The organism is Streptomyces sp. NPDC091972, assembly GCF_044756385.1.
GTDB lineage: Bacteria > Actinomycetota > Actinomycetes > Streptomycetales > Streptomycetaceae > Streptomyces.
Window position 1 is genome coordinate 686,223 of sequence record NZ_JBIVSV010000002.1, and the last position, 23,434, is coordinate 709,656.

A 23,434-nucleotide genomic window follows, 5' to 3' on the forward strand; every position below is an offset into this window, starting at 1 on the left:
CGCCCCGCCCGAGACGGAGACCGTCACCCATGCGCCTCACCAGCCTGCGACAGAGCGTCCGCGCCCGTCTGATCACCCCCGACCACCCCGAACTCCCGCTGCGCCCTACGCTGCGCTACGACTCCGCCGAGCCGTTCGCCGTGCACATCGACTTCCCCGCCCACATCTCGGCCGACGGCGAGGGCGTGACCTGGATGTTCGGGCGGGCCCTGCTGGAGGAGGGTCTTGAGGCCCCCGCCGGGGAGGGGGACGTGCGGATACGGCCGTGCGGCTGGGCCCGGACCGTCATCGAGTTCCACTCGCCGCTCGGCCTCGCCGTGATCCGCTTCGGCACGGCCACCCTCCGCCGCTTCCTGCTGCGCTCCTACGACGTCGTCGCGCCCGGCACCGAGGACCTGGGCCCCGACCTCGACCACGGCCTCGCGGCGCTGCTCGACGAGGTGTGACGCGGCAGCCCGCTGTCACAGACGGTCGGCGAAAGCCGCGAGTTCGGCGAAGTCCGCGTCCCGCAGGCCGAGTCGGGGGTCGACCCGGTGCAGCAGGGCCGGGCCGTCGTGGTGCGCTGTCACGAACCGGCGGTCCCGGTCGTCGAGTTCGTCGTCGAGCCAGGCGAAGGGGCGGCCACGGGCATGGGCGACGAGGTGGCGGGTCTTCCAGAAGGTGCCGTCGGGGCCGGGGGCGGGGGGCGTGGGCCAGTCGACGACGGGGAGGTCGGGGAGGCCGAGCACGGGGGCGATGTGGGTGTTCGCCTCCTGGCGCCACGTGGTCGCCCAGACGAGGTCGTAGCGGTCGGTCAGGGCCAGCAGCGCGGGTCCGTGGCCGGGGTTGAGCCAGACCCGCAGGGGCCGTACCGCGGACGCGGGCAGGCCGGGGTGCTGGGCGATCCAGCCCTCGGGCTTCATGCGGTGGGTGGTGTAGCCCTCGGGGCGGCGTTCGGGCTTGGCGGCGTAGGGGTTGAGGGGCCCGTCGACGTCGAGGTAGAGGAGGGCGCGGCCGGTGCCGCCGGCGCCGCTCATGATTCCCCGCGTGGGCGTCGTTCCCGGCCGGCCCGCGTGCGTTCGTACCGCAACGTCCTTCCCCCTCACCCCGGTTGCGTGCGTGAGGGAAGACTCGCCCGCCCGCGCCGCCCGCGCCAGCCGTTTCGCGCCACTCGGTGAGCCACGTCGGTCCCCTCGCCCTGGGCTCCGCCCTCGCCGCCGCCGGCCGTGCATGGCCGTCGCCCGGGCACGCGAGGGCGGGAACCCCTGGGTGCGGGTCAGGCCGCGGGGGCCAGTTCCGCCTTGCCGAACAACAGCGCGTAGCCGGAGGGCAGTTGGGAGAGCAGCCGATCGACGAGCTCGTCGCCCACCAGCCTCGGCAGCACGCTCAGGACCGAGCTGACGTCCCAGCGGGCCGTCGCCGGCGTAGCGCCCTCGATGCGGGCGGCCACGGCGTCCACGAACTCCGGTGCCGTCAAGGGCCTGTTGAGCGGGATCCGGGAGGCGACAAGCCTGGCGGCCTCCTCGGGCAGGGCCCGGGCCAGGTCGACACGTTCGTCGCCGGTGACATGGTCGCCGAGGGCGGAGAGGACGACGCGGACGACCTCTTCCGCCTCCGCCGTGGTGGCGTACTGTCCGGCATCCCGCACGGCGTCGACGAGGTCGCTCCACCGTGTCGTTCTGGTCGCTCGTTCCGCGCTGAGTGCGCTCATGTACGGGTCTCCTGGGGGGGTCGTTGCGCCCCGCGGGCGGACCGGCCGGGCCCGCGGGGGCGCGACTGCCTTGTACGTTCTTCGGCCGCCGCGGTCAGCGGCTGATCTGCTTGCGGCCGCTGTCGCCGCCCGTGATCTGGATGCGGCGCGGCTTGGCCTGTTCGGCCACGGGGATGCGCAGGGTGAGGACGCCGGAGTCGTAGGAGGCGTCGATGCGTTCCGTGTCGAGGGTGTCGCCGAGGAAGAGCTGCCGGGTGAAGGAGCCGGTGGGGCGCTCCGCGACGATCATCTCCGCGCCCTCGGGGGCGGGGACGCGGCGCTCGGCGCGGACGTTCAGGACGTTGCGTTCGACGTCCAGGTCGATCGTCTCGGGGTCGACGCCGGGGAGGTCGAAGTGGACGACGAAGTCGTCCCCCGACCGGTACGCGTCCATCGCCATCGCGGCGGGACGGGCGGTGGAACCGAAAACCTGCTGCGTGAGGCGGTCGAACTCACGGAAGGGGTCGGTACGCATGAGCATCACAGTCCATCTCCTTTCCACAGACTGTCCGGGTGCGATGCCCTACGCCTTCTTATATAGCTCGGAGCCAGGAAACTTGACAAGCCCCGACTCAGGTCCGGTTCCGGACCGGGTTCGGAGTTAGCCTCGACCCAAGCGTCAGGAGGAGGCAGACATGGCGAAGGTTCCCAGCGCGCTGCTCGCGGCGGGCGGTCTCGTCGGCGGGTACGGCGTGGCCCGCTGGACGAAGAAGCGGCAGCTCGGCGGGGCGGTACTGGCCGTCGCCGGGGCCGCGGCGGCCCAGCAGTGGCGGGAGCGGGCCGGCGGCAGGGCGGCCGGGGCACTGTCCGCCGCGTACGTGGCCGCCTTCGCCGGGTCCCACCCGCTGGCCAGGAAGATGGGCGCCTGGCCCGCGGTCTTCAGCGCGGCGGGCGCGGTGGCCCTGGCGTCCTGGGCAGTGGCGGACCGCAACGCCTGAGGGACCTCACCGGTCTCCCCCGGCCCGGTGGGTCAGTACGTTCACGACCCGGCCGTTCGGGTCCCGGACGAAGAAGCGCCGTACGCCCCACTCCTCGTCCCGCAGCTCCCGTACGACCTCCGCGCCCGACGCCACGACCTGCGCGTACACGGCGTCGACGTCCTCGACCTCGACGCTCAGGTCGGGGACGACGGGCGCGGTGCGCTCCTCGGTGAGGAAGCTGATCTGGGCGGTCGGGTTCGCGGGCGAGGCCATCGTCACGACCCACCCCATGTCCATGACCTCCTCGAAGCCGAGCAGGCCGTAGAAGTCACGGTTGGCGGTCAGAGCCGCGCCGGACTCGACGTGGACGTCGGGCATGATCCTGCGAATGCTCACGAACACGGCTCCTTCTTTGACGCCCCCGACTTCGACGCCAGCCTTGCACGGATGGGGGTGCCGCGGAACGCCGTAGGCGGCTGCGGGCACAGGGGGATGCCGGGTTCGGTTGTGGGGCGAGTGCGGGAAGGTGGGGGCTGGTCGCGCAGTTCCCCGCGCCCCTGGGTGGGTGCCGTCCCCTGCGCCACGACGGACCGGACGCCCTATCGCGCCCCGCGGAACGTCGTCGGGCGACTGCGGGTCCGTCGTGGCTGGTCGCGCAGTTCCCCGCGCCCCTAAGTGGGTCATGTGGACGCTCGTGCAGACGCGTACGGCGCGCAGGGGACGGGGTGGGGGGTGTCCGCCCGCAGCGGCCGGCGTCCGTTACAGGGAACTGCTCAAGGGGCCGAGCCGCCGGACCGAGGACGGATACCCCCCACCCCGGCACCGACCCACCCACCGAGCCGTATGCGCTACACCAGCCCCCACCGGACAGCGACGGGCCGCCGCAGGCATCTCAGGGGCGCGGGGAACTGCGCACAACGCCCGCCCCCACCCAGCCGCACCCACACCTCACGCCGCAGCAGTAAGCGGCTTGGCAATGTCCTCCAACGACCGCCCCTCCGCCCGCACCGCCAGAAACGCCGCCACCAGACCGGCCGCACACATCAGCCCCGCCCCGATCTGGAAGGCCAGCACCGTGTCCCCCACCTTCCCCGTGCTTGTCAGGTCGGCGAACAGCAGCGGCCCGCTGATACCCCCCGCCGCCGTGCCCAGCGCGTAGAAGAACGCGATCGACATGGCCCGCGTCTCCATCGGGAACACCTCGGACACCGTGAGGTAGGCGCTGGACGCCCCCGCCGATGCGAAGAACAGCACCGCGCACCAGCAGGCCGTCAGCGTGCCCGCGCTCAGGGAACCCCGGTCGAACAGCCACGCCGTCCCGAACAGCAGCAGCCCGGACAGCAGATACGTGGACGAGATCATCACCCGCCGCCCGACCGTGTCGAACAGCTTGCCCAGCAGCAGCGGCCCGCAGAAGTTGCCGATCGCGATGACCGCGAAGTAGTACCCGGTGTCCCCCGTCGGCACGTCGAAGAACGTGGTGAGGATCGCCCCGAACCCGAAGGTGATCGCGTTGTACAGGAAGGCCTGGCCGATGAAGAGCGAGAACCCCAGCACCGACCGGCGCCGGTAGTCCGAGAACACCGTCCGCGCGATCTCGACGAACGTCACACTGCGGCGCTGGTGGATCGTGAGCTCACCCTCGGCCCGCGGCAGCGCGGACCCCCGCTCCGCCTCCACCTTCTCCTCGATCGACGAGACGATCCGCTCCGCCTCCTCGTCCTGGCCGTGGATCAGCAGCCACCGCGGACTCTCGGGCACGTGCCGCCGTACGAGGAGGATCACGAGTGCCAGCACCGCGCCCAGCGCGAACGTCAGCCGCCAGCCCACGTCCTTGGCGAAGATGTCCGTGTTCAGCGCGACGATCGACAGCAGGGAACCCCCCACCGCCCCCAGCCAGAAACTGCCGTTGATCATCAGGTCGACCCGGCCCCGGTACTGCGCCGGGATCAGCTCGTCGATCGCGGAGTTGATCGCCGCGTACTCCCCGCCGATGCCGAACCCGGTCAGGAACCGGAACAGGAAGAACCACCAGGAGTCGAAGGACACCGCCGTCAGCGCCGTGGCCGCCAGGTACACCGCCAGCGTGATCATGAACAGCTTCTTGCGGCCCCACTTGTCGGTGAGCCGCCCCCAGAACAGCGCCCCCAGGCACGCCCCGGCCACGTACAGCGCCGCGGCGATACCGGTGACCTGTCCGGAGGAGATGGACAGCCCGCTGCCGGGCTCCGAGAGCCGGCTCGCGATGTTGCCGACGACCGTGACCTCCAGGCCGTCGAGGATCCACACGGTGCCGAGTCCGATGACGATGGTCCAGTGCCAGCGCGACCAGGGAAGCCGGTCGAGTCTGGCGGGGATGTTGGTCGTCACGGTGCGGCCGGTATCGGCCTGGGCTGTGGTCACGGACGGGCTCCCTCCTCGTCGAGCGATCCTCGAACGAACCCCACCCGGGTGCCCCCGACCTGCCCGGCTACGCCCCCAGCGCCCGCGACACGGTGTAGATCAACAGTCCCGCGAGCGATCCCACCACCGTGCCGTTGATCCGGATGAACTGCAGATCGCGGCCGATGTGGGCCTCGATCTTCCGCGTGGTGTGCTCGGCGTCCCAGCCGGCCACGGTGTCGGTGATCAGGGAGGTGATCTCCCGCCGGTAGGTGGTGACCACGTACACCGCGGCCCCTTCCACCCAGCCGTCGACCTTCGCCTGCACCTTGGGGTCGACGGCCATCCGCGCCCCGAGCGACAGCAGCGACGCCCGCACCCGCAGCCGCAGTTCGCTGCGCTCGTCCTCGGCGGCGGAGACGATCATGGACCGTACGGCGGTCCAGGCGGACGCGATGAGGTCCTGCACCTCGCCGCGGCCCAGCACCTCGCCCTTGAGCCGCTCGACACGCGCACGCGTGTCCGTGTCGGACTGGAGGTCGGAGGCGAAGTCCGTCAGGAACCGGTCCAGGGCTCCGCGCGCGGGATGGGTCGGCATGTCCCGCATCTCGGTCACGAACCGCAGCAGCTCCTTGTAGACCCGTTCGCCGACCTTCTTGTCGACGAACCGCGGGGTCCAGCCGGGCGCGCCCCCCTGCACCGCGTCCATGACCTGTTCGTCGTGGAGCACGAGCCAGTCGTGGGCGCGGGCCACCACCAGGTCGACGACCCGCCGGTGCCCGCCGTCCGCGACGACCTTGTCCAGCATCTTGCCGATGCCGGGCGCGATCTCCTGGGCGTCGGCCCGCCGGGTGATCGCCTCGCCGACCACGGCCTGCACGTCGGAGTCCCTGAGGACGGTCAGGGCGCCCCGCAGCGCCGCCGACAGCTCCGCCGTGACCCGGTCGGCGTGCTCGGGCTCGGCCAGCCAGGCGCCCAGCCGGCTGCCGATCCCCACGGCACGCAGGCGCTGTCGTACGACGTCCTCCGAGAGGAAGTTCTCGCCGACGAACTCGCCCAGGGACACCCCCAACTGGTCCTTCTTGGTGGGGATGATCGCGGTGTGCGGGATGGGCAGGCCGAGGGGGTGGCGGAAGAGCGCGGTGACCGCGAACCAGTCGGCGAGCGCGCCGACCATGCCGGCCTCGGCGGCCGCGGCGACATAGCCGGCCCAGGAACCCGCCCACGCGTGGTGCGCCCAGGTGGCGAGGACGTACACGACGGCCACGAACAGCAGCAGTCCGGTCGCGGTGAGCTTCATGCGCCGGACCCCGCGCTGCTTCTCCAGGTCCGCCTCGCTGAAGGTGTTCATCGCACGGACGGGCGACGCGGGGGCGGCCCGGCTCGTGGACGTCACGGCCCCGCGCTCCGGGGCCTGCCGCTCCGCGTCCGACGGTTCCGCTTCCTCAGGTTTCGTGCGTTCCATCCGCTCCACCCGTTCGGTGATCCCTCACACATTGTCCCTTCCTGACCTACTCCCGGAACAGAACAGGAGTTCCCGGTGTCGGTCCGGACGGGGGAACCGGCGGGGGTCTCGTCGCTTCTCCTCAGGTGCATGCCGCATCATGAGTTGATCAGATCGGAGCCTCGGGCTCCCATCGCCCTAGGAGAACAGCACCACATGACTCGGCGTCATGGTTACGCCCTGCTCGCCTCGATCGTCGCCCTGATCGTGGCCCTGTCCACCGCCGTCTACGTCTCGGTGGCGGCCGGCACCGGCACCGCGGACCGGACCTCGCTGTCCGGCTCCCGGCCCGTCCGCCCGTCCGCCGCGCCCGCCTCCGCCGGAGTCTGGGTCGGCACCTGGTCCGCCGCCCCGGTCGGCGCCGAGCCCGGCACCCTCGCCGAGGGCATGACGGGCCGCTCCGTCCGCAACGTCGTCCACACCAGCGTCGGCGGTACGAGTGCCCGCATCACGCTGTCCAATCTCTACGGCCGGACCCCGCTGACCGTCACGCACGCCTCCCTCGCCCTCGCCGCCGGTCCGAGGACCGCCGCGGCACAGGCGGGGAGCACGCGGCGGCTCACCTTCGCCGGCGACACCAAGGTCGTCGTCGCCGCCGGCTCGCAGGTGCTCAGCGATGCCGTCGCCCTCGCCGTCCCGGCCGGCGGCGACCTCCTCGTCACCACCTACTCCCCCGTGCTGTCCGGTCCGGTCACCTACCACCCGACCGCCCGCCAGACCTCGTACGCCGGTCCCGGCGACCTCACCGAGGACGAGACCGGGACCGGGTACACGGAGCAGGTCGACCACTGGCGGTACCTCACCGCGGTGGACGTGCTCAGCGACGAGGCCGACGGCACGGTGGTCGCCTTCGGCGACTCGCTGACCGACGGCAAGAACTCCACCGCCGACGCGAACGCCCGCTGGCCGGACTTCCTGAACCGGCGCCTGCGCACCGCGCTCGCCGCCGGCCGGGACCTGCCCCGCTACAGCGTCGTCAACGAGGGCATCGGCGGCAACCGGGTCCTCGCGGACGCCCGCGGCCGCCCCGGGGAGAACCAGGCCGGCGTCCGGCGCTTCCGGCGGGACGTGCTCGACCGCCCCAACGTCAGGATCGTGGTCGTCGACCTCGGCATCAACGACATCCTCCGCACCCCGGGCACCGTCGACCCCCGGCAGCTCCTCGCCGGCCTGCGCGACCTGGTCCGCCAGGCCCACGCGCGCGGCATCAAGGTGGTCGGCGCGACCCTCATGCCCGTCGGTGAGCGCTCCACCTGGACCGAGGCCCGCGAGGGCGTCCGCCAGAGGGTCAACGCGGAGATCCGCTCGGGCCGGGTGTACGACGCGGTGATCGACTTCGACCGGGCGCTGCGGGATCCCTACGACCCCCGCAGCCTCCGCGCGATCTACGACTCGGGAGACCGGCTGCACCCCAACGACAGGGGGTACGAGCGGATGGCGTACTCCTTCGACCTGCGGCTGTTGAACGGGTCAACGGCGGCACGACTGTAGGCGCGGACCGGTGGGGGCCGGTCGCGCAGTTCCCCGCGCCCCTGAAGGGGCGATCAGGTGAGGGCTCTCAGGGGCGCGGGGAGCTGCGCGACCGGCCACAACGCACCCGCACCCGCCGACGAACCGCTCAGCCCTCCCCCCGCCCGCGCCCCTCCCTCAGCTCGCGCGCGACCTCCCGGCGCTCCACACGCTCCCGCCGCCGCTCCTCCCGCAGCCGCTGCCGGTCGGCCTTCCTGAGCTTGCGCTCGACCCCGACCCCGCCCCAGAACGCGAACCCGGTCACGATCACGCGAGGCGCCCCGGGCTCTCCCGGCACCCCCTCCTCGCGCTGGTCGAACCCGCCCATGATCCCGATCCCGCGCACCACGACCTCGACCCCCGGCGGCACGACCACCTGCATCCCGCCCATGATCGCGACGCAGTTGATCTCGACCTCACCGGCGGCGAAGTTCGCCTCCCGCAGATCGATCTCCCCGCCGCCCCAGAAGGCGAAGCAGTTGAACCGCCGGGGCACGGTCCACCGCCCCTTGCGCTGGAACCCGGACATCACGGCGACGGCCCATGTCGAGGAACCCTCGCCGCCGACGATCCGGGACGCCCAACTCCCGTCGCCCTCGGGCCCCTTCACCATGTCGACCTTGGGAGCGGCCACCTGTCCGACCGGCAGGTCACGGGTGATCGGCGCGAGCTCGCCGTAGGTCCGCGCCTTGTAGGTCGCCTCCAGCCGCTCGCCGAACTCCTCCATGTCGAGCCGGCCCTCCGCGAGGGCGTCCCGCAGGACCTCGGCGACTCGCTCACGATCGGCGTCGGAAGCACGCAGCTCCGGGAGTTCCTCCGTCATACGAGCAGCCTACGAGGTACCTCACCGCACGGCTACGACACCGCTTGCTCCGCTTCTCCCGCGTACATCTTCGCGATCACCGCCTCGATGTCCGGCTCCCGCACCGACAGGTCCACCAGCGGGTACTCCGCCGCGACCCGCGCCACCAGCGCCGCCGCCGACTCGGACGCCGGGAAGGCCAGCCACTGCCGTGGCCCCTCCACCCTCACCACGCGCGCGGGTGCCGCCTCGATCGGCGGCAACTCCCGCTCCAGGTCCACCACCAGGGTCCGCTCGCTCTCGCCCACCTCGTGGAGGCCGGTGAGCGGGCCGTCGTACATCAGGCGCCCGTGGTCGATGACCATCACGCGCGAGCAGAGCTGCTCGATGTCCTGGAGGTCGTGGGTGGTCAGCAGGACCGTCGTGCCGCGCTCGGCGTTCAACTCCCGCAGGAACCCCCGCACCTTGGCCTTGGAGATGACGTCGAGTCCGATGGTCGGCTCATCCAGGTACAGCACCTCGGGGTCGTGCAGCAGCGCCGCCGCGATGTCGCCCCGCATCCGCTGGCCCAGCGACAGTTGGCGCACCGGCACGTCCAACAGGTCGGCCAGTTCGAGGAGTTCGACACAGCGGTCGAGGTTCTCGCGGTAACGGGCGTCCGGGATGCGGTACATGCGGTGCATCAGCTTGTAGGAGTCGATCAGCGGGAGGTCCCACCACAGGGTCGTGCGCTGGCCGAAGACCACGCCGATGCGGTGCGCGAGCCTCGTCCTCTCCCGGGACGGATCGATGCCCGCCACCCGCAGGCGGCCGCCCGACGGGGTCAGGATGCCCGTCAGCATCTTGATCGTCGTCGACTTGCCGGCGCCGTTCGGGCCGATGTACCCGACCATCTCGCCGCGCGCCACGGTGAAGGAGATCGAGTCGACCGCCCGCACCCGGCGCCGCTCCCGTTTCAGGAATCCGGTCTTCTTGCGCACGTCGAAGACCTTCTCGACACGGTCGAGTTCGATGAAGGCCTCCTGCGCCACGTCCATCTCCACGTCCATCGCTAACTCCCCGTACTCCGGTACGACCCGAGCCCGGCCCGCCAGGCCAGCCCGGCCAGGGCACAGCACACCACCGCCACCAGCGGCGGCGTGAAGGCCGCCCAGTGCGGCAGCTCCAGCGGGTACGGCCGGTCCAGCACGTAGGAGGCCGGCACCCAGTTGACGAAGGCGAGGGGCAGCATGAACGTCACCCCGCGCACGAAGTCCTTCCCGAACACCGTCGGCGGGTACTGGAGCAGGGTCGTACCGCCGTACGTGAACGCGTTCTGCACCTCGGAGGCGTCCTGCGCGAAGATCTGGAAGGCCGCGCCCGCCACGAACACCGCGCAGAAGATCACCGCGCCGCTGACCACCATCACCGGCACCAGCAGGACCTTCGCCGCGCTCCAGTCGACGTCCACCGCGGCCAGCGCCCACACCAGCACCACCGTGCCCTGGACGATCCGGCCCAGGCGGCGCACCGCGAACCGGTCCGCGCCGATCTGCGCGAGCACCGGCGCCGGCCGCACCAGCAGGATGTCGAAGGAACCGTCGCGGATCCGGGAGCCCAGCACGTCCATCGAGCCGAGCACCAGGTCGGCGACGCCGAAGGCGGTCACCGAGAGGCCGTAGAGGAAGGCGATCTCGGGGAGCCCCCAGCCGCCCAGCGAGTCGACCTGCGAGAACATCAGCAGGATCCCGGCGAAGTCGAGGCCGGTCATCAGCAGGTTGCCGCACATCGTGACGACGAAGGAGGTGCGGTAGGTCATCGCGGACCGCACCCACATGCCGGCGATCAGCCGGTAGGCCCGCACCCCGTCGGCCAGGCGGGACGTCTCAGCCACCCTGCACCACCACCCGCCGGGTCGCCGCCGACTGGAGCAGCCGCCCGGCCCCCAGCAGGACCACCGCCCAGGTCGCCTGGAAGGCGTACGCGCCGAGCGGGTCGGCCTCCCCCATCAGGACGTCCGCCGGCACCTGGAGCTGCGCCGCCCACGGCAGCGCCCGCACGATGTCGCCGAGCACCCCGGGGAAGGCGTTGAGCGGGAACACTATGCCGGAGCAGAAGACTCCCGTGATCATCACGGCCTGCATGACACCCATGCCGTCCATCAGCCAGAACACGCTCAGCGCCGCGAGATAGCGGATCCCGAAGCTGACGACCATCGCGAGCAGCAGCGCCACGAACAGGGCCGCCCAGGACGTGACATCGGTGGGCAGCGCCATCGGGAAGAACAGCGCGCCGAAGGCGAAGGGGATCACCCCGCGGCCCAGCAGCTGGAACAGCGAGCGCCCCAAGTCGCTCGCCAGCCACCACAGTTGGAGGTCGGCCGGGCGGTACAGGTCGACGGCGATCTCACCCGTGCGGATCCGCTCGATCACGTCCTTCTCGGCGCCGCCGCCCTGGAGGGCCAGCGTCGAGTAGAGGCACTGCCCCAGCCACACGTAGGTGACGGCCTGCGCCTGGTCGTAGCCGCCCAGATGGGGTTTCTCGTCCCACAGCGCGAGATACGTGTAGACGAGGATCACACCGAAAACGGTGTTGGTGAACACCCCCGCGAACGTGGCCGCGCGATATGTCGCGTATCGTCGGAATCCCCCTGCCGCGACGGTCGCGTACAACCGCCAGGAACCCACATCGACAGCCCTCCTCGGCCCGCGGACACCGAAGCGCAGGAGCCTAGTGCGCAGGTGACGGGGCGTGCCACTCATTTTCCGGGCGAGACGCGCGCCATATCCGGGAACGGAACGCAGGGTGCGAGAGTCTTCAACAGGGGACGCAGAAGGCGTACGAGGTCGTACGGGAACGTACGACGCGAAACAGGAGTCCGTGCACGAGATGAGCGACCAGCCGCAGCAGCCGACCGAGGGCTGGGCACCGACAGACCCGCAGGCGGCTGAAGAGCCCGACGGGAAGAAGAAGGCCAAGCGGCCCAGGCGGACCGGCTGGCGACGGCTGGTCCCGACCTGGCGCATGGTGCTGGGCACCTTCGTCCTCGGACTGATCGCCCTGGCCGGCCTGTTCTTCCTCGGCTACTCCATGGTCAAGATCCCGCCGGCCAACGCGCTCGCCATCAAGCAGTCCAACGTCTACCTCTACGCCGACGGCAGCCAGCTCGCCCGCGACGGCGAGGTCAACCGCGAGAACGTCTCCCTCTCGCAGGTCTCCAAGGACGCCCAGCACGCCGTGCTGGCCGCCGAGGACCGCGACTTCTACAGCGAGTCCGCGATCGACCCGAAGGCCATGCTCCGGGCCGGCTGGAACACCGCCACCGGCAAGGGCAAGCAGTCCGGCTCGACGATCACCCAGCAGTACGTGAAGAACTACTACCTGGCCCAGGAGCAGACCGTCACCCGCAAGGTGAAGGAGTTCTTCATCTCGATCAAGCTGGACCGCACCCAGTCCAAGGACCGGATCCTCGAGGGCTACCTCAACACCAGCTACTTCGGCCGCAACGCCTACGGCATCCAAGCCGCCGCCCAGGCCTACTACGGCAAGGACGCCGTCGACCTCGACCCGGCCCACGCCGCCTACCTCGCCGCGCTGGTCAACGCGCCCAGCGAGTACGACGTCGTCGCCCACCCCGAGAACAAGGCCGCCGCCGAGGCCCGCTGGAACTACGTCCTGGACGGCATGGTCAAGAAGGGCTGGCTGGACCAGTCCGAGCGCACCGGGCTGAAGTTCCCGATGCCCAAGGAGCAGACCGTCTCCACCGGCCTGTCCGGGCAGCGCGGCTACATCGTCCAGGCGATCAAGGACTACCTCACCACCAACAAGATCGTCACCGCCGAGCAGCTGGAGGCGGGCGGCTACCGCATCACCACCACGCTGGACAAGAGCAAGCAGGACGCCTTCGTGAAGGCGGTGAACGACCAGGTGATGAAGAAGCTCGACAAGAAGAACAACAAGGTCGACAACTACGTCCGCGCGGGCGGCGCCTCCGTCGACCCGAAGACCGGCCGGGTCGTCGCGATGTACGGCGGCATCGACTACGTCAAGCAGTACACCAACGGCGCGACCCGCGGTGACTTCCAGGTCGGCTCCATCTTCAAGCCGATCGTGTTCGCCTCGGCCGTCCAGAACCACTCCGAGACCCAGGACGGCCGGCTCATCACCCCCAACACCTACTACGACGGCACCAACAAGCGCCCCGTCGTCGGGTGGAGCGGCGGCTCCTACGCCCCGGAGAACGAGGACCAGGGCTCCTACGGCGAGATCACCGTCCGCGAGGCCACCGACAAGTCCGTCAACTCGGTGTACGCGCAGATGGCCGTCGACGTCGGCTCCGACAAGGTCAAGCAGACCGCGATCGACCTGGGCATCCCCGCCGACACCCCGGACCTGACCGCGTCCCCCTCCATCGCGCTCGGCGTCAACACCGCGAGCGTCCTCGACATGGCGGAGGCCTACGCCACCCTCGCCAACCACGGCCGGCACGGCACCTACACGATGATCGACAAGATCACCAAGGACGGCGAGGCGACCGTCGAGCTGCCGAAGCAGCGCACCAAGCAGGCCGTCAGCCGCGAGGCCGCCGACACCACCACCTCGATCCTCCAGAGCGTCGTCGAGAACGGCACCGCCACCGCCGCCCAGGGCGCCGGCCGCCCCGCCGCGGGCAAGACCGGCACCGCCGAGGAGGACACCGCGGCCTGGTTCGCCGGCTACACCCCCGAACTCGCCACCGTCGTCTCCGTCATGGGCCAGGACCCGGTGACCGCCGCGCACAAGTCGCTGTACGGCGCGATGGGCCTGGAACGCGTCAACGGCGGCGGGCCGCCCGCCGAGATCTGGGCGCAGTACACCAAGGACGCCCTCAAGGGGAAGCCGGTCGGCGACTTCGACCTCCAGCTCCAGGCGGGCGCCGAGCAGCGGGCCCCGAGCACCCAGGCCCCCGTCGACCCGACCACGGGCGGCCAGGGCGACGCCGGCACCACGGGCGACACCACCGGCGGCCAGGGCACCGAGGGCCAGACCGAGGGGCAGAGCGAGGGCCAGTCCCAGGGCCAGACCGAGGGCCAGGACAACGGCGGCGCCGCCGGCGGCGACACCACGGGCGGGGCCGACGGCGGCACCACGACCGACGGCGGCACGACGACGGGCGGGACCACCGGGGACACCTCCACCGGGGGCGGCACGACCGACGGCGGCACCACGGGCGACGCCACCGGAGGCACGACAGGCGACTCGCCGAGCGGCGGGGCGACGGGCGGCCAGAACCTGCTGACCACGAGCCGCCGGGAGTGACCGCGCCTCAGTGACCCGAGGTCGCCTTCAGCCCCACCACGGCGACCAGCAGCAGGCACACGAAGAAGATCCGCGCGGCGGTGACCGGCTCCCCCAGCACCACCATGCCGAGCACCGCCGCCCCGGCCGCGCCGATCCCGACCCAGACGCCGTAGGCGGTACCGATGGGAAGGGACTTGGCCGCGTACGACAGCAGGACCATGCTCGCGACGATCCCGGCGCCGGTGAGCAGGCTCGGCACCGGCCGGGTGAAGCCCTCCGAGTACTTCATGCCGATCGACCAGCCGACCTCGAGCAGACCGGCGACGACGAGCAGGACCCAGGCCATGACGGACACCTCCGGGAAACGAACTCCGACAGCGGGTGCGTCGTCTTTTCCGATGTCTCCACGGCAGTCCCGGTACGGCGCGTCTCGTCGGGCTGGCACTTTCAAAACTAGCAAAGGAACGACAAAAAGGGCTGGTGACGATGGTCACCAGCCCTTCTGAACCGCTGATTCAGAGGTACAGGCCCGTCGAGTCCTCGGACCCCTCGAACCGGTCGGCCGCCACGGCGTGCAGATCACGCTCACGCATGAGGACGTAACCCGTCCCACGCACCTCGACCTCGGCCCGGTCCTCGGGGTCGTACAGCACCCGGTCGCCCGGTTCCACGGTCCGTACGTTCTGCCCCACCGCGACGACCTCAGCCCAGGCCAGCCGGCGTCCGACGGCCGCGGTGGCGGGAATGAGGATGCCGCCACCCGACCGCCGCTCGCCCTCACTGTTCTCCTGCCGCACGAGCACGCGGTCGTGCAGCATCCGGATGGGCAGCTTGTCGTGCGTGGTGTCGTTTCTCTTGGCGCTCACGCCACTGAACCTACCTGTCCTCGACGCCCGTGTACGCGGCCGGGTCAGCCCTTGCGGCGCCGGGCGCCCAGGGCGAGCAGCCCCACGAGTCCCACGGCGACGAGGGCGACGGGCAGGACGCGCTCCAGACGGGGTGCCCCGTCCTCGTCCACGAACTGGGCCTTCACGTCCGTCACGGCCTTGTTCACGGAGACGTACGCCCGCCCGAGCGTGTGGTCGATGTTGGAGACGACTTTGGCCTTGGCGTCGCCGACGATCGTCTTCGGGTGCACCCGCACCCCGATCTCGTCGAGCGTCTCTGCCAGCACCTCGCGGCGGCGCTTGATGTCCGCCTCGATCTGCGCCGGGGTTCTGATGTCCGACGTGTCCGCCACGGTAGAGCCTCCGGGGTCGCTGCTACTTGTCCTGGACAGTCTGTCAGTTCCGCCCGCGACCGCACTGTCAGGACCCCCGGTTACGCTGACCCAATGAGCGAGCGACTCCAGCCCGGGGACGTGGCCCCCGCCTTCACCCTGCCCGACGCCGACGGCACCGAGGTGTCCCTGTCCGACCACAAGGGCCGCAAGGTCATCGTCTACTTCTACCCGGCCGCCCTGACCCCCGGCTGCACGAAGCAGGCCTGCGACTTCACCGACAACCTGGACGTGCTGGCCGGCGCGGGCTACGACGTCATCGGCATCTCCCCCGACGCCCCGGAGAAGCTGGCGAAGTTCCGCGAGAAGGAGTCCCTCAGGGTCACCCTCCTCGCCGACCCCGAGAAGACCGTCACCGAGGCCTACGGCGCCTACGGCGAGAAGAAGAACTACGGCAAGACCTACATGGGCGTCATCCGCTCCACGATCGTCGTGGACGAGGAGGGCAAGGTCGAACGCGCCCTCTACAACGTCCGGGCGACGGGCCACGTGGCGAAGATCATCAAGGACCTGGGCATCTGACCCTCCCCCTCCGAACGGCCCGCACCGGACCCCCGGCGCGGGCCGCTCCACGTTCCGGGCGTGACTGTCCGATAAACGGTTCGTTACTCCGTACGAGGCCACGAACGCGTGGCCGAGGACGGAGGGGGACCGATGGGGGCCAGTGCGTACACCAGGGAGCGGCTGGAGGAGGCGGCTCGGGGGGCTCGGACGTTGTCGGAGGCGTTGGGGAGGCTGGGGGTGGACCCGAAAGGTTGGAAGCGACGGTACATCCACGAGCGCATGCAGAAGCTCGGGGTGGATGTCTCGCACTTCGAGCGGGAGGGGGTCAAGTGGACTCGAGAGATCCTTGAGCCCGTGGTCGCTCGGTCATCGAGCGTCTACGAGGTCCTGCGGCACCTGGGGCTCGACCCGGTCGGCGGTCACCACACGAACATCTCCCGGCGAATCAAGGCGTACGGCCTCGACACCTCGCACTTCACGCCGGTGCGCCGTACGGAGCGACAGCGGTGCAACCAGCGCCGCCGGACGGCTGAGGAGATCCTCGTCGAGGAGACCTCGGCGCATGCCACGCGCGTACCGGGCAGCCGTCTGAAGCGGGCGATGCGCGAGCTGGGCGCAGAGGAGCGCTGCGCCCTGTGTGGGATCGAGTCGGTGTGGCTCGGCGAACCGCTGCCGCTGGAGGTCGACCACATCGACGGCGACTGGCGGAACAACCGGATCGAGAACCTGCGGCTCCTGTGCCCCAACTGCCACTCGACGACGGACAGTTACCGCGGGCGCGGGAAGGCGCGTGCCTCATGAGCAGTGGCGTGCGGTACACCCGGGAAAGGCTGGTCGAAGCCGCTGTGCGATGTTCCGACATCGACGAGGTCATCACCTTCTTCGGCACCCGGCCCTACGGCTGCCTCCGTCGCTACCTCGTAAGGCGCTTCGCTCACTTCGGTATCGACATCTCGCACTTCCGTCCCTGCGGGAGGCTGACTCGCCCCTCAGAGCACCAACTGCGAGCAGCGGTCGCCGAATCGAGTTCCCTCGCGGAGGTGCTGCGCCGACTGGATCGCCCGGAAAATGGCAGTCAACGGAGTCAGGTGCGCCGGTGGATCGCCGAGCATGAGATCGCGACCTCGCACTTCCTGGGGCAAGCCCACCGACGAGGCAAATCGTCAGCGAACGCCAAGCGCCCGGAGGAGGTACTGGTCCGGCACCACGGCACACACCGGACAACGACCAAGCGACTGCGCCGCGCGCTGCTGGAAGTCGGCGTGACCGAGGAGTGCGTCTGTTGCGGAACCGGCCCCGAATGGCTGGGCAAGCCCATGACGCTGGAGGTCGACCACATCAACGGCGACTGGAGCGACGACCGGCGGGAGAACTTGCGGCTGTTGTGCCCCAACTGTCACGCGATCACCAGCACCTGGTGCAGAGGCGGCGGAAGGCGACGAGCGACTCCCGGTACGATGACAGACGGCTGGCGGCGGTGGCGCAACGGCGACGCAGCAGGTTTAGGTCCTGTGGCCCCTGATCGGGCTTGAGGGTTCGAATCCCTTCCGCCGCACACGAACGGCCTGCGCATCGAAGGACCGATGCGCAGGCCGTACCCGCGTAGCCTCAGCCCAACAGCTCCCGCACCACCGGTACCAGTGCCCGGAACGCCTTGCCGCGGTGGCTGATCGCGTTCTTCTCCTCCGGTGACAGCTCCGCGCAGGTCCTCGTCTCGCCCTCCGGCTGGAGGATCGGGTCGTAGCCGAAGCCGTTCGTGCCCGTCGGGGTGTGGCGGAGGGTGCCGTTCAGGCGGCCCTCGACGACCCTTTCCGTGCCGTCCGGCAGGGCGAGGGCCGCCGCGCAGGCGAAGTGGGCGGCGCGGTGTTCGTCGGCGATGTCGGAGAGCTGGGCGAGCAGCAGGTCCAGGTTGGCCTTGTCGTCCCCGTGGCGGCCGGACCAGCGGGCCGAGAAGATGCCGGGGGCGCCGCCCAGGACGTCCACGCACAGGCCCGAGTCGTCGGCCACGGCGGGCAGGCCGGTGGCCCGGGCCAGGGCGTGGGCCTTCAGCAGGGCGTTCTCGGCGAAGGTGACGCCGGTTTCCTTGACGTCCGGGATCTCGGGGTACGCGTCCGCGCCGACGAGGTCGAACGGCAGACCTGCGTCGGCGAGGATCGCGTGGAGCTCGGTGATTTTCCCGGCGTTGCGGGTGGCGAGGATCAGGCGGGTCATGCCCACCAGTATTACGGCGTGCAGACCTTGGTCAGTTCGCCGGCCGCGTCGGTGACGGGGCTGAGGTCGGGGGTCTCGTCGCCGTTCCTCACCGCGGTACGGACGTTGGACACGGCCGAGTTCAGGTCGTCGACCGCCTTGTTGACGTCGGCGTTGTCGGTCTTGTCGCCGATCTCGTCGAGGTTCTGGTCGATGGAGGCGAGGGCCTCGTCGATCTGGGTGGGGTCGTTCGACGCGTTCTCCACGGCCTGCTGGAGGTCGGTGACGCTGTCGGCGACGGCCTCGGCGGTCTGGACGCAGTCCAGGGCCTTGCTGACGGCGTCGCAGCCGGTGGTGAGGCCGGTCGTGAGTACTGCGGCGGCCACCGCGGCGGCGATGGTGATACGGCGACTACGGCGGCGTCGGCTCGCGGCCATGGATCTGTTCCCTCCCTGTGGCAGGCCTGGGGAGGCCCCCCGTCGACTGGCCGGGCGCCCGTTGTGCACAGCGGGCGCCCGTACTCCCGAAGACGCCGGGGCGGCCGGTCGGGTTGCGCTCGCCGGCCACCGTTCTTGGCGGTCCCTTTACCTTTCGAGGACCGTATCAAGCGCCTTGCTCTGGAGGGCGGCGAGTTCGGAGCAGCCGAGGACCGCGAGGTCGAGGAGGGAGTTGAGTTCGTCGCGGGCGAAGGGTTCGGCCTCGGCGGTGCCCTGGACCTCGACGAAGCGGCCGTCGCCGGTGCAGACGACGTTCATGTCGGTGTCGGCCTTCACGTCCTCCTCGTAGCGGAGGTCGAGGAGGGGGACGCCGCCGACGATGCCGACGGAGACGGCGGAGACGGTGCCGGTGAGCGGCTTGCGGCCGGCCTTGATCAGCTTCTTGCCCTGTGCCCAGGCGACGGCGTCGGCGAGGGCGACGTAGGCGCCGGTGATGGCGGCGGTGCGGGTGCCGCCGTCGGCCTGGAGGACGTCGCAGTCGAGGACGATCGTGTTCTCGCCGAGTGCCTTGTAGTCGATGACCGCGCGCAGGGAGCGGCCGATGAGCCGGCTGATCTCGTGCGTGCGGCCGCCGATCTTGCCGCGGACGGACTCGCGGTCGCCTCGGGTGTTGGTGGCGCGGGGCAGCATGGAGTACTCGGCGGTCACCCAGCCCTCGCCGCTGCCCTTGCGCCAGCGAGGGACGCCTTCGGTGACGGAGGCGGTGCAGAAGACCTTCGTGTCGCCGAAGGAGACGAGGACGGAGCCCTCGGCGTGCTTGCTCCAGCCGCGTTCGATGGTGACCGGGCGGAGTTGTTCGGGGGTGCGGCCGTCGATTCGAGACATGGCGTCGAGCCTATCGGCCTGCCGGGTGAGCGCTTGGCGCGCTCAGCTCACATCATGTCCTCGATCTCGGCGGCGATGGGGTCGGCGTCGGTGCCGATGACGACCTGGATCGCGGTGCCCATCTTGACGACGCCGTGGGCGCCGGCGGCCTTGAGGGCGGCTTCGTCGACGAGGGCAGCGTCGTGGACCTCGGTGCGCAGGCGCGTGATGCAGCCCTCGATCTCGTCGATGTTGTCGATGCCGCCGAGTCCGGCGACGATCTTCTCAGCCTTGGTGGCCATGTCGTTCTCCTCATGCACAGTTGGCCCAACTTCGCGGGCGATTGCGCTGTTCGTGCCGAAAGATGACGTCACAGCAACCAATCGTCCGTGACTGGTCTACACCACCCGACAGGCGGTCGCCAACTGATGAGTTCGGAAACCGAGATCTCGCCCGCACGCCGGCGGTGGCAGTCGGCGTTCCAGGGGCTCCAGAAGATGGGCCGCAGCCTTCAGCTCCCCATCGCCGTGCTGCCGGCCGCGGGCATCCTCAACCGGCTCGGCCAGCCGGACGTGTTCGGGGACGACGGGCTGGGCTGGACGAACGTCTCCAAGGTGATGGCGGGCGCGGGCGGAGCGCTGCTCGACGGCCAGCTGGGGCTGCCGCTGCTGTTCTGCGTCGGGGTGGCCATCGGGATGGCGAAGAAGGCGGACGGGTCCACTGCGCTCGCCGCGGTGGCCGGATTCCTCGTCTACTTCACGGTGTTGAGGCAGTTCCCGGAGGACTGTCCGAGCGGGGCGAAGGCAGTGCCGGGCATCGGGTGCCAGGCGGCGGTGGACCACACGGTGGTGGCGTTCACCTACCAGAACCCGGGGGTGTTCGGCGGCATCGTGATGGGGCTGCTGACGGCGTTCTTCTGGCAGCGGTACCACCGCACCAAGCTGGTGGACTGGCTCGGCTTCTTCAACGGCCGCCGTCTCGTGCCGATCATCATGGCGTTCGTGGCCATCGTGTTCGCGGCGCTGTGCCTGTGGGTGTGGCCGCCGATCGGCGACGGTCTGGAGAACTTCAGCGACTGGCTGAAGGACGCGGGGGCGTGGGGTGCGGGGCTGTTCGGTGTCGCGAACCGGGCGTTGCTGGTGATCGGGCTGCACCAGTTCCTGAACGTGCCCATCTGGTTCCAGTTCGGGACGTACACCAAGCCGGACGGCACCGAGGTGCACGGCGACATCAACATGTTCCTGGCGGGCGACCCGAACGCGGGGCAGTTCCTGTCGGGGTTCTTCCCGATCATGATGTTCGCGCTGCCGGCGGCGGCGCTGGCGATCACGCACTGTGCGCGGCCGGAGCGGCGCAAGGAAGTCGGCGGTCTGATGCTGTCGGTCGCGCTCACCTCGTTCGTGACGGGGATCACCGAGCCGATCGAGTACTCGTTCCTGTTCATCGCGCCGGTGCTGTACGCAGTGCACGCGGTGCTGACAGGGGTGTCGATGGCGGTCACGTGGGGCCTCGGGGTGCACGACGGCTTCAGCTTCTCGGCCGGTCTCATCGACTACGTCATCAACTGGAACCTGGCGACGAGACCGTGGGCGATCATCCCGATCGGCCTGTGCTTCGCGGCCGTGTACTACGTGATCTTCCGGTTCGCCATCACCCGGTTCGACCTGAAGACGCCGGGCCGGGAGCCCGAGGAGGAGGTCGAGGACGTCACCAAGCTGTAGTCCTCCGGTTGCGGAATTGACGGGTTCCTTATAACGCCCCCATCGTGTACAACAGGTCTACACCACTGAGTGGTGTAGACCACCACCCGATGGAGGAAGCGTCATGAGCACCGCCACCGAGACGGCGGCCCCCGCAAAGAAGCGGGGATCCGGTCTTTTCCAGGGCCTTCAGAAGGTCGGCCGCAGCCTGCAGCTCCCGATCGCCGTGTTGCCGGCGGCGGGGCTGCTGCTCCGGTTCGGCCAGCCCGATGTATTCGGCAAGGACGGCTTCGGCTGGGACAAGGTCGCGTCCGTGTTCGCCACCGCCGGTGGCGCGATCTTCGACAACCTGCCGATGCTGTTCTGCATCGGTGTCGCCATCGGCTTCGCCAAGAAGGCCGACGGCTCGACCGCACTGGCGGCCCTGGTCGGCTTCCTGGTGTACAGCAACGTCCTCAAGGCCTTCCCGGTCACCGAGGCGAAGGTCCAGGCCGGCGCCGACATAGCCGCGACCTACAACAACCCCGGCGTCCTCGGCGGCATCCTGATGGGGCTGCTCTCGGCCGTGCTGTGGCAGCGCTTCCACCGCACCAAGCTGGTGGACTGGCTCGGCTTCTTCAACGGCCGCCGTCTCGTGCCGATCATCATGGCCTTCGTCGGCACCCTCATGGGCGTCTTCTTCGGCCTCGTCTGGGAGCCGATCGGTGAGGTCATCTCCGACTTCGGTGAGTGGATGACCGGTCTCGGCGCTGTCGGTGCGGGGCTGTTCGGCCTGATCAACCGTGCGCTGATCCCCATCGGCATGCACCAGTTCGTGAACACGGTCTCCTGGTTCCAGCTCGGCGATTTCAAGGACGCCACGGGCGCGGTCGTGCACGGCGACCTGAACCGCTTCTTCGCCGGTGACCCGACCGCCGGGCAGTTCATGTCGGGCTTCTTCCCGATCATGATGTTCGGTCTTCCGGCCGCCGCGATCGCGATCGCCCACTCCGCCCGCCCCGAGCGCCGCAAGGCCGTGATGGGCATGATGGTCTCGCTCGCGCTGACCTCCTTCGTCACGGGCGTGACCGAGCCGATCGAGTTCTCGTTCATGTTCATCGCGCCGGTGCTCTACGCGATCCACGCGGTCCTGACCGCCGTCTCCATGGCGGTGACCTGGGCTCTCGGTGTCCACGCGGGCTTCACCTTCTCCGCGGGTGTCATCGACTACGGGCTGAACTGGAACCTGGCCACCAAGCCCTGGCTGATCATCCCGATCGGCCTGGTCTTCGGCGCGGTGTACTACGCCGTCTTCCGCTTCGCCATCGTCAAGTTCAACCTCCCCACCCCGGGCCGCGAGCCCGAGGAAGAGGTCGAGGACCTCACCAAGGCGTAGGCACAGCCGTACCGCACGCGAAGGCCCCCGGAGCCCTGAACCGCTCCGGGGGCCTTCGGCATGTCGTAGGGGTTAGATCTCGTACGACTGCCTCGGTGTCGCCAGGGACACCGGGCCGTCGAAGACCGCGCGGGCGTCGGCGAGGTTGACCTGGGGGTCGGTCCACGGGGGGATGTGGGTGAGGACCAGGCGGCGGGCGCCGGCCCGGGTCGCGGTCTCACCCGCCTCGCGGCCGTTGAGGTGCAGGTCGGGGATGTTCTCCTTGCCATGCGTGAAGGCGGCCTCGCACAGGAACAGGTCGGTGTCGCGGGCGAGTTCGGTCAGGGCGGGGCTGACCCCCGTGTCGCCGGAGTAGGTCAGCGACCTGCCGCCGTGCTCGATGCGGATGCCGTACGCCTCGACCGGGTGCGCCACGCGTTCGGTGTGGACGGTGAACGGGCCGATGTCGAAGGTGGACGGCTTGACCGTGTGGAAGTCGAAGACCTCGCTCATGGAGGAGGCGGTGGGGGTGTCGGCGTAGGCCGTGGTCAGACGGTGTTCGGTGCCCTCGGGGCCGTAGACCGGGATGGGGTCGCAGCGGCCGCCCTCGTGGCGGTAGTAGCGCGCGACGAAGTACGCGCACATGTCGATGCAGTGGTCGGCGTGCAGGTGGCTGAGGAAGATCGCGTCGAGGTCGTAGAGACCGCAGTGGCGCTGCAACTCGCCAAGGGCACCGTTGCCCATGTCGAGAAGCAGCCGGAAGCCGTCGGCCTCGACGAGGTAGCTCGAGCAGGCCGATTCCGCGGACGGGAACGACCCCGAGCAGCCGACGACGGTGAGCTTCATAGAGCAGAAACCTCCGCTGGCGGGAACTTTTCTGGGAAAGAGACGGGGGTCGTGCGGTCCGTCGAGCGTAAGGCGCAAAACCTCCGGTCGCTCCTCCGCCAAGGGCTGTTGTGGGCGAACTCACCTGTGGTGTCACCGGTTCGGCTGGACCAGGG

General features: G+C 70.1%; 26 protein-coding genes, 1 tRNA gene and 1 pseudogene. 10 read left to right on the plus strand and 18 right to left on the minus strand.

The annotated features are described in order from the left end of the window. Nucleotides 1–29 precede the first annotated feature (29 nt). Nucleotides 30–446: an SsgA family sporulation/cell division regulator gene (locus tag ACIQJT_RS08315; protein WP_365449806.1), complete on the plus strand. Its 417-nt coding sequence runs from the start codon at nucleotides 30–32 to the stop codon at nucleotides 444–446. Between the two features lie 15 nt (nucleotides 447–461). Here ACIQJT_RS08315 and ACIQJT_RS08320 read toward each other — a convergent pair whose 3' ends face one another. The 3 genes from ACIQJT_RS08320 to ACIQJT_RS08330 all read right to left on the minus strand — a co-directional run bounded on the left by ACIQJT_RS08320 (nucleotide 462) and on the right by ACIQJT_RS08330 (nucleotide 2,210). Beyond that, on the minus strand, nucleotides 462–1,016 hold the full coding sequence (locus tag ACIQJT_RS08320) for an HAD domain-containing protein (protein WP_365449804.1): 555 nt from the start codon (nucleotides 1,014–1,016) through the stop codon (nucleotides 462–464). Between the two features lie 239 nt (nucleotides 1,017–1,255). Next, nucleotides 1,256–1,690, minus strand: a complete 435-nt coding sequence (locus tag ACIQJT_RS08325) for a DUF2267 domain-containing protein (protein ID WP_402641013.1) — start codon at nucleotides 1,688–1,690, stop codon at nucleotides 1,256–1,258. A gap of 94 nt (nucleotides 1,691–1,784) precedes the next feature. Continuing rightward, on the minus strand, nucleotides 1,785–2,210 hold the full coding sequence (locus ACIQJT_RS08330) for an Hsp20/alpha crystallin family protein (RefSeq protein ID WP_053852989.1): 426 nt from the start codon (nucleotides 2,208–2,210) through the stop codon (nucleotides 1,785–1,787). A 154-nt stretch (nucleotides 2,211–2,364) separates the two neighbouring features. Between ACIQJT_RS08330 and ACIQJT_RS08335 the strand changes: the two genes are divergently transcribed. After that, on the plus strand, nucleotides 2,365–2,667 hold the full coding sequence (locus tag ACIQJT_RS08335) for a hypothetical protein (protein ID WP_402641018.1): 303 nt from the start codon (nucleotides 2,365–2,367) through the stop codon (nucleotides 2,665–2,667). A 6-nt stretch (nucleotides 2,668–2,673) separates the two neighbouring features. On the opposite strand, the gene ACIQJT_RS08340 is transcribed toward ACIQJT_RS08335, so the two are convergent. The 3 genes from ACIQJT_RS08340 to ACIQJT_RS08350 form a co-directional block, all read right to left on the minus strand. Further along, nucleotides 2,674–3,045, minus strand: coding sequence for a VOC family protein (locus tag ACIQJT_RS08340; protein WP_365449798.1), 372 nt, complete (start codon nucleotides 3,043–3,045; stop codon nucleotides 2,674–2,676). A 552-nt stretch (nucleotides 3,046–3,597) separates the two neighbouring features. Next, entirely contained in the window at nucleotides 3,598–5,052 is a 1,455-nt protein-coding gene (locus ACIQJT_RS08345) for an MFS transporter (RefSeq protein WP_365449796.1), read from the minus strand. Nucleotides 5,053–5,119: 67 nt separating this feature from the next. Further along, on the minus strand, nucleotides 5,120–6,496 hold the full coding sequence (locus ACIQJT_RS08350) for a DUF445 domain-containing protein (protein ID WP_402641023.1): 1,377 nt from the start codon (nucleotides 6,494–6,496) through the stop codon (nucleotides 5,120–5,122). A gap of 195 nt (nucleotides 6,497–6,691) precedes the next feature. On the opposite strand from ACIQJT_RS08350, the gene ACIQJT_RS08355 reads away from it, so the two are divergent. Further along, on the plus strand, nucleotides 6,692–8,026 hold the full coding sequence (locus ACIQJT_RS08355) for an SGNH/GDSL hydrolase family protein (RefSeq protein WP_402641026.1): 1,335 nt from the start codon (nucleotides 6,692–6,694) through the stop codon (nucleotides 8,024–8,026). A 127-nt stretch (nucleotides 8,027–8,153) separates the two neighbouring features. Here the strand turns inward: ACIQJT_RS08355 and ACIQJT_RS08360 are convergent, their stop codons facing one another. Genes ACIQJT_RS08360 through ACIQJT_RS08375 form a run of 4 tightly spaced genes read right to left on the minus strand, consistent with a single transcriptional unit; the run spans nucleotide 8,154 to nucleotide 11,512 of the window. Beyond that, nucleotides 8,154–8,867 (minus strand): DUF1707 domain-containing protein, encoded by a 714-nt coding sequence (locus ACIQJT_RS08360; protein WP_402641029.1) that lies wholly within the window; start codon nucleotides 8,865–8,867, stop codon nucleotides 8,154–8,156. Between the two features lie 32 nt (nucleotides 8,868–8,899). Continuing rightward, nucleotides 8,900–9,895 carry an ATP-binding cassette domain-containing protein gene (locus ACIQJT_RS08365; protein WP_402641032.1) on the minus strand — a complete coding sequence of 332 codons (996 nt, stop codon included), beginning with the start codon at nucleotides 9,893–9,895 and terminating at the stop codon, nucleotides 8,900–8,902. Nucleotides 9,896–9,897: 2 nt separating this feature from the next. Continuing rightward, nucleotides 9,898–10,719 carry an ABC transporter permease gene (locus tag ACIQJT_RS08370; RefSeq protein ID WP_402641035.1) on the minus strand — a complete coding sequence of 274 codons (822 nt, stop codon included), beginning with the start codon at nucleotides 10,717–10,719 and terminating at the stop codon, nucleotides 9,898–9,900. Then, nucleotides 10,712–11,512, minus strand: coding sequence for an ABC-2 family transporter protein (locus ACIQJT_RS08375; protein WP_365449784.1), 801 nt, complete (start codon nucleotides 11,510–11,512; stop codon nucleotides 10,712–10,714). Before ACIQJT_RS08375 ends, ACIQJT_RS08370 begins: the two co-directional genes overlap by 8 nt. A 202-nt stretch (nucleotides 11,513–11,714) precedes the next feature. Here ACIQJT_RS08375 and ACIQJT_RS08380 point away from each other — a divergent pair, with 202 nt between their 5' ends. Beyond that, complete coding sequence (locus ACIQJT_RS08380; RefSeq protein ID WP_402641040.1) at nucleotides 11,715–14,123, plus strand: transglycosylase domain-containing protein; 2,409 nt, start codon at nucleotides 11,715–11,717, stop codon at nucleotides 14,121–14,123. Between the two features lie 7 nt (nucleotides 14,124–14,130). Here ACIQJT_RS08380 and ACIQJT_RS08385 read toward each other — a convergent pair whose 3' ends face one another. From ACIQJT_RS08385 to ACIQJT_RS08395, 3 genes are all read right to left on the minus strand, one after another. Further along, nucleotides 14,131–14,451: a multidrug efflux SMR transporter gene (locus ACIQJT_RS08385; protein WP_053848580.1), complete on the minus strand. Its 321-nt coding sequence runs from the start codon at nucleotides 14,449–14,451 to the stop codon at nucleotides 14,131–14,133. A gap of 169 nt (nucleotides 14,452–14,620) precedes the next feature. After that, complete coding sequence (locus ACIQJT_RS08390; RefSeq protein WP_402641043.1) at nucleotides 14,621–14,971, minus strand: GroES family chaperonin; 351 nt, start codon at nucleotides 14,969–14,971, stop codon at nucleotides 14,621–14,623. 44 nt (nucleotides 14,972–15,015) lie between these two features. Beyond that, nucleotides 15,016–15,345, minus strand: coding sequence for a DUF3618 domain-containing protein (locus ACIQJT_RS08395; RefSeq protein WP_365449778.1), 330 nt, complete (start codon nucleotides 15,343–15,345; stop codon nucleotides 15,016–15,018). A 93-nt stretch (nucleotides 15,346–15,438) separates the two neighbouring features. On the opposite strand from ACIQJT_RS08395, the gene bcp reads away from it, so the two are divergent. The 4 genes and pseudogenes from bcp (at nucleotide 15,439) to ACIQJT_RS08415 (ending at nucleotide 17,443) form a co-directional block, all read left to right on the plus strand. Next, entirely contained in the window at nucleotides 15,439–15,906 is a 468-nt protein-coding gene (gene bcp, locus ACIQJT_RS08400; protein WP_365449777.1) for a thioredoxin-dependent thiol peroxidase, read from the plus strand. A gap of 132 nt (nucleotides 15,907–16,038) precedes the next feature. After that, complete coding sequence (locus tag ACIQJT_RS08405) at nucleotides 16,039–16,689, plus strand: HNH endonuclease signature motif containing protein (protein WP_402641047.1); 651 nt, start codon at nucleotides 16,039–16,041, stop codon at nucleotides 16,687–16,689. Further along, nucleotides 16,686–17,333, plus strand: a pseudogene (locus ACIQJT_RS08410) (HNH endonuclease); the annotation flags it as partial. The gene ACIQJT_RS08405 and the pseudogene ACIQJT_RS08410, both read left to right, overlap by 4 nt. A 26-nt stretch (nucleotides 17,334–17,359) precedes the next feature. After that, nucleotides 17,360–17,443 (plus strand) — tRNA-Leu (locus tag ACIQJT_RS08415). 53 nt (nucleotides 17,444–17,496) lie between these two features. Here ACIQJT_RS08415 and rdgB read toward each other — a convergent pair. The 4 genes from rdgB to ACIQJT_RS08435 all read right to left on the minus strand — a co-directional run bounded on the left by rdgB (nucleotide 17,497) and on the right by ACIQJT_RS08435 (nucleotide 19,681). Next, on the minus strand, nucleotides 17,497–18,099 hold the full coding sequence (gene rdgB, locus ACIQJT_RS08420) for an RdgB/HAM1 family non-canonical purine NTP pyrophosphatase (protein WP_402641051.1): 603 nt from the start codon (nucleotides 18,097–18,099) through the stop codon (nucleotides 17,497–17,499). An 11-nt stretch (nucleotides 18,100–18,110) separates the two neighbouring features. Next, entirely contained in the window at nucleotides 18,111–18,515 is a 405-nt protein-coding gene (locus tag ACIQJT_RS08425; protein WP_402641054.1) for a hypothetical protein, read from the minus strand. 147 nt (nucleotides 18,516–18,662) lie between these two features. Beyond that, nucleotides 18,663–19,400, minus strand: a complete 738-nt coding sequence (gene rph, locus ACIQJT_RS08430; protein ID WP_053848588.1) for a ribonuclease PH — start codon at nucleotides 19,398–19,400, stop codon at nucleotides 18,663–18,665. A 47-nt stretch (nucleotides 19,401–19,447) separates the two neighbouring features. Beyond that, entirely contained in the window at nucleotides 19,448–19,681 is a 234-nt protein-coding gene (locus ACIQJT_RS08435) for a glucose PTS transporter subunit EIIB (RefSeq protein WP_031056752.1), read from the minus strand. Between the two features lie 126 nt (nucleotides 19,682–19,807). Here ACIQJT_RS08435 and ACIQJT_RS08440 point away from each other — a divergent pair, with 126 nt between their 5' ends. Together ACIQJT_RS08440 and ACIQJT_RS08445 are read left to right on the plus strand one after the other, a co-directional pair. After that, the gene (locus ACIQJT_RS08440; RefSeq protein WP_365449769.1) at nucleotides 19,808–21,100 is read left to right on the plus strand and encodes a PTS transporter subunit EIIC; all 1,293 of its coding nucleotides are present in this window, start codon (nucleotides 19,808–19,810) and stop codon (nucleotides 21,098–21,100) included. A gap of 103 nt (nucleotides 21,101–21,203) precedes the next feature. Further along, complete coding sequence (locus tag ACIQJT_RS08445; protein WP_053848590.1) at nucleotides 21,204–22,454, plus strand: PTS transporter subunit EIIC; 1,251 nt, start codon at nucleotides 21,204–21,206, stop codon at nucleotides 22,452–22,454. Nucleotides 22,455–22,526: 72 nt separating this feature from the next. Here the strand turns inward: ACIQJT_RS08445 and ACIQJT_RS08450 are convergent, their stop codons facing one another. After that, complete coding sequence (locus ACIQJT_RS08450) at nucleotides 22,527–23,279, minus strand: MBL fold metallo-hydrolase (RefSeq protein WP_365449765.1); 753 nt, start codon at nucleotides 23,277–23,279, stop codon at nucleotides 22,527–22,529. Nucleotides 23,280–23,434: the final 155 nt, after the last annotated feature.

Bases quoted from the DNA above. Each gene is read 5' to 3' on its own strand.
- ACIQJT_RS08320 (WP_365449804.1), bottom strand. From the start codon at position 1,016: ATGAGCGGCGCCGGCGGCACCGGCCGCGCCCTCCTCTACCTCGACGTC.
- ACIQJT_RS08445 (WP_053848590.1), top strand. From the start codon at position 21,204: ATGAGCACCGCCACCGAGACGGCGGCCCCCGCAAAGAAGCGGGGATCC.
- ACIQJT_RS08450 (WP_365449765.1), bottom strand. From the start codon at position 23,279: ATGAAGCTCACCGTCGTCGGCTGCTCGGGGTCGTTCCCGTCCGCGGAA.
- ACIQJT_RS08335 (WP_402641018.1), top strand. From the start codon at position 2,365: ATGGCGAAGGTTCCCAGCGCGCTGCTCGCGGCGGGCGGTCTCGTCGGC.
- ACIQJT_RS08325 (WP_402641013.1), bottom strand. From the start codon at position 1,690: ATGAGCGCACTCAGCGCGGAACGAGCGACCAGAACGACACGGTGGAGC.
- rph (WP_053848588.1), bottom strand. From the start codon at position 19,400: ATGTCTCGAATCGACGGCCGCACCCCCGAACAACTCCGCCCGGTCACC.
- ACIQJT_RS08440 (WP_365449769.1), top strand. From the start codon at position 19,808: ATGAGTTCGGAAACCGAGATCTCGCCCGCACGCCGGCGGTGGCAGTCG.
- ACIQJT_RS08360 (WP_402641029.1), bottom strand. From the start codon at position 8,867: ATGACGGAGGAACTCCCGGAGCTGCGTGCTTCCGACGCCGATCGTGAG.
- ACIQJT_RS08385 (WP_053848580.1), bottom strand. From the start codon at position 14,451: ATGGCCTGGGTCCTGCTCGTCGTCGCCGGTCTGCTCGAGGTCGGCTGG.
- bcp (WP_365449777.1), top strand. From the start codon at position 15,439: ATGAGCGAGCGACTCCAGCCCGGGGACGTGGCCCCCGCCTTCACCCTG.
- ACIQJT_RS08435 (WP_031056752.1), bottom strand. From the start codon at position 19,681: ATGGCCACCAAGGCTGAGAAGATCGTCGCCGGACTCGGCGGCATCGAC.
- ACIQJT_RS08315 (WP_365449806.1), top strand. From the start codon at position 30: ATGCGCCTCACCAGCCTGCGACAGAGCGTCCGCGCCCGTCTGATCACC.
- ACIQJT_RS08425 (WP_402641054.1), bottom strand. From the start codon at position 18,515: ATGGCCGCGAGCCGACGCCGCCGTAGTCGCCGTATCACCATCGCCGCC.
- ACIQJT_RS08380 (WP_402641040.1), top strand. From the start codon at position 11,715: ATGAGCGACCAGCCGCAGCAGCCGACCGAGGGCTGGGCACCGACAGAC.
- ACIQJT_RS08365 (WP_402641032.1), bottom strand. From the start codon at position 9,895: ATGGACGTGGAGATGGACGTGGCGCAGGAGGCCTTCATCGAACTCGAC.
- ACIQJT_RS08405 (WP_402641047.1), top strand. From the start codon at position 16,039: ATGGGGGCCAGTGCGTACACCAGGGAGCGGCTGGAGGAGGCGGCTCGG.
- ACIQJT_RS08330 (WP_053852989.1), bottom strand. From the start codon at position 2,210: ATGCTCATGCGTACCGACCCCTTCCGTGAGTTCGACCGCCTCACGCAG.
- ACIQJT_RS08355 (WP_402641026.1), top strand. From the start codon at position 6,692: ATGACTCGGCGTCATGGTTACGCCCTGCTCGCCTCGATCGTCGCCCTG.
- rdgB (WP_402641051.1), bottom strand. From the start codon at position 18,099: ATGACCCGCCTGATCCTCGCCACCCGCAACGCCGGGAAAATCACCGAG.
- ACIQJT_RS08350 (WP_402641023.1), bottom strand. From the start codon at position 6,496: ATGGAACGCACGAAACCTGAGGAAGCGGAACCGTCGGACGCGGAGCGG.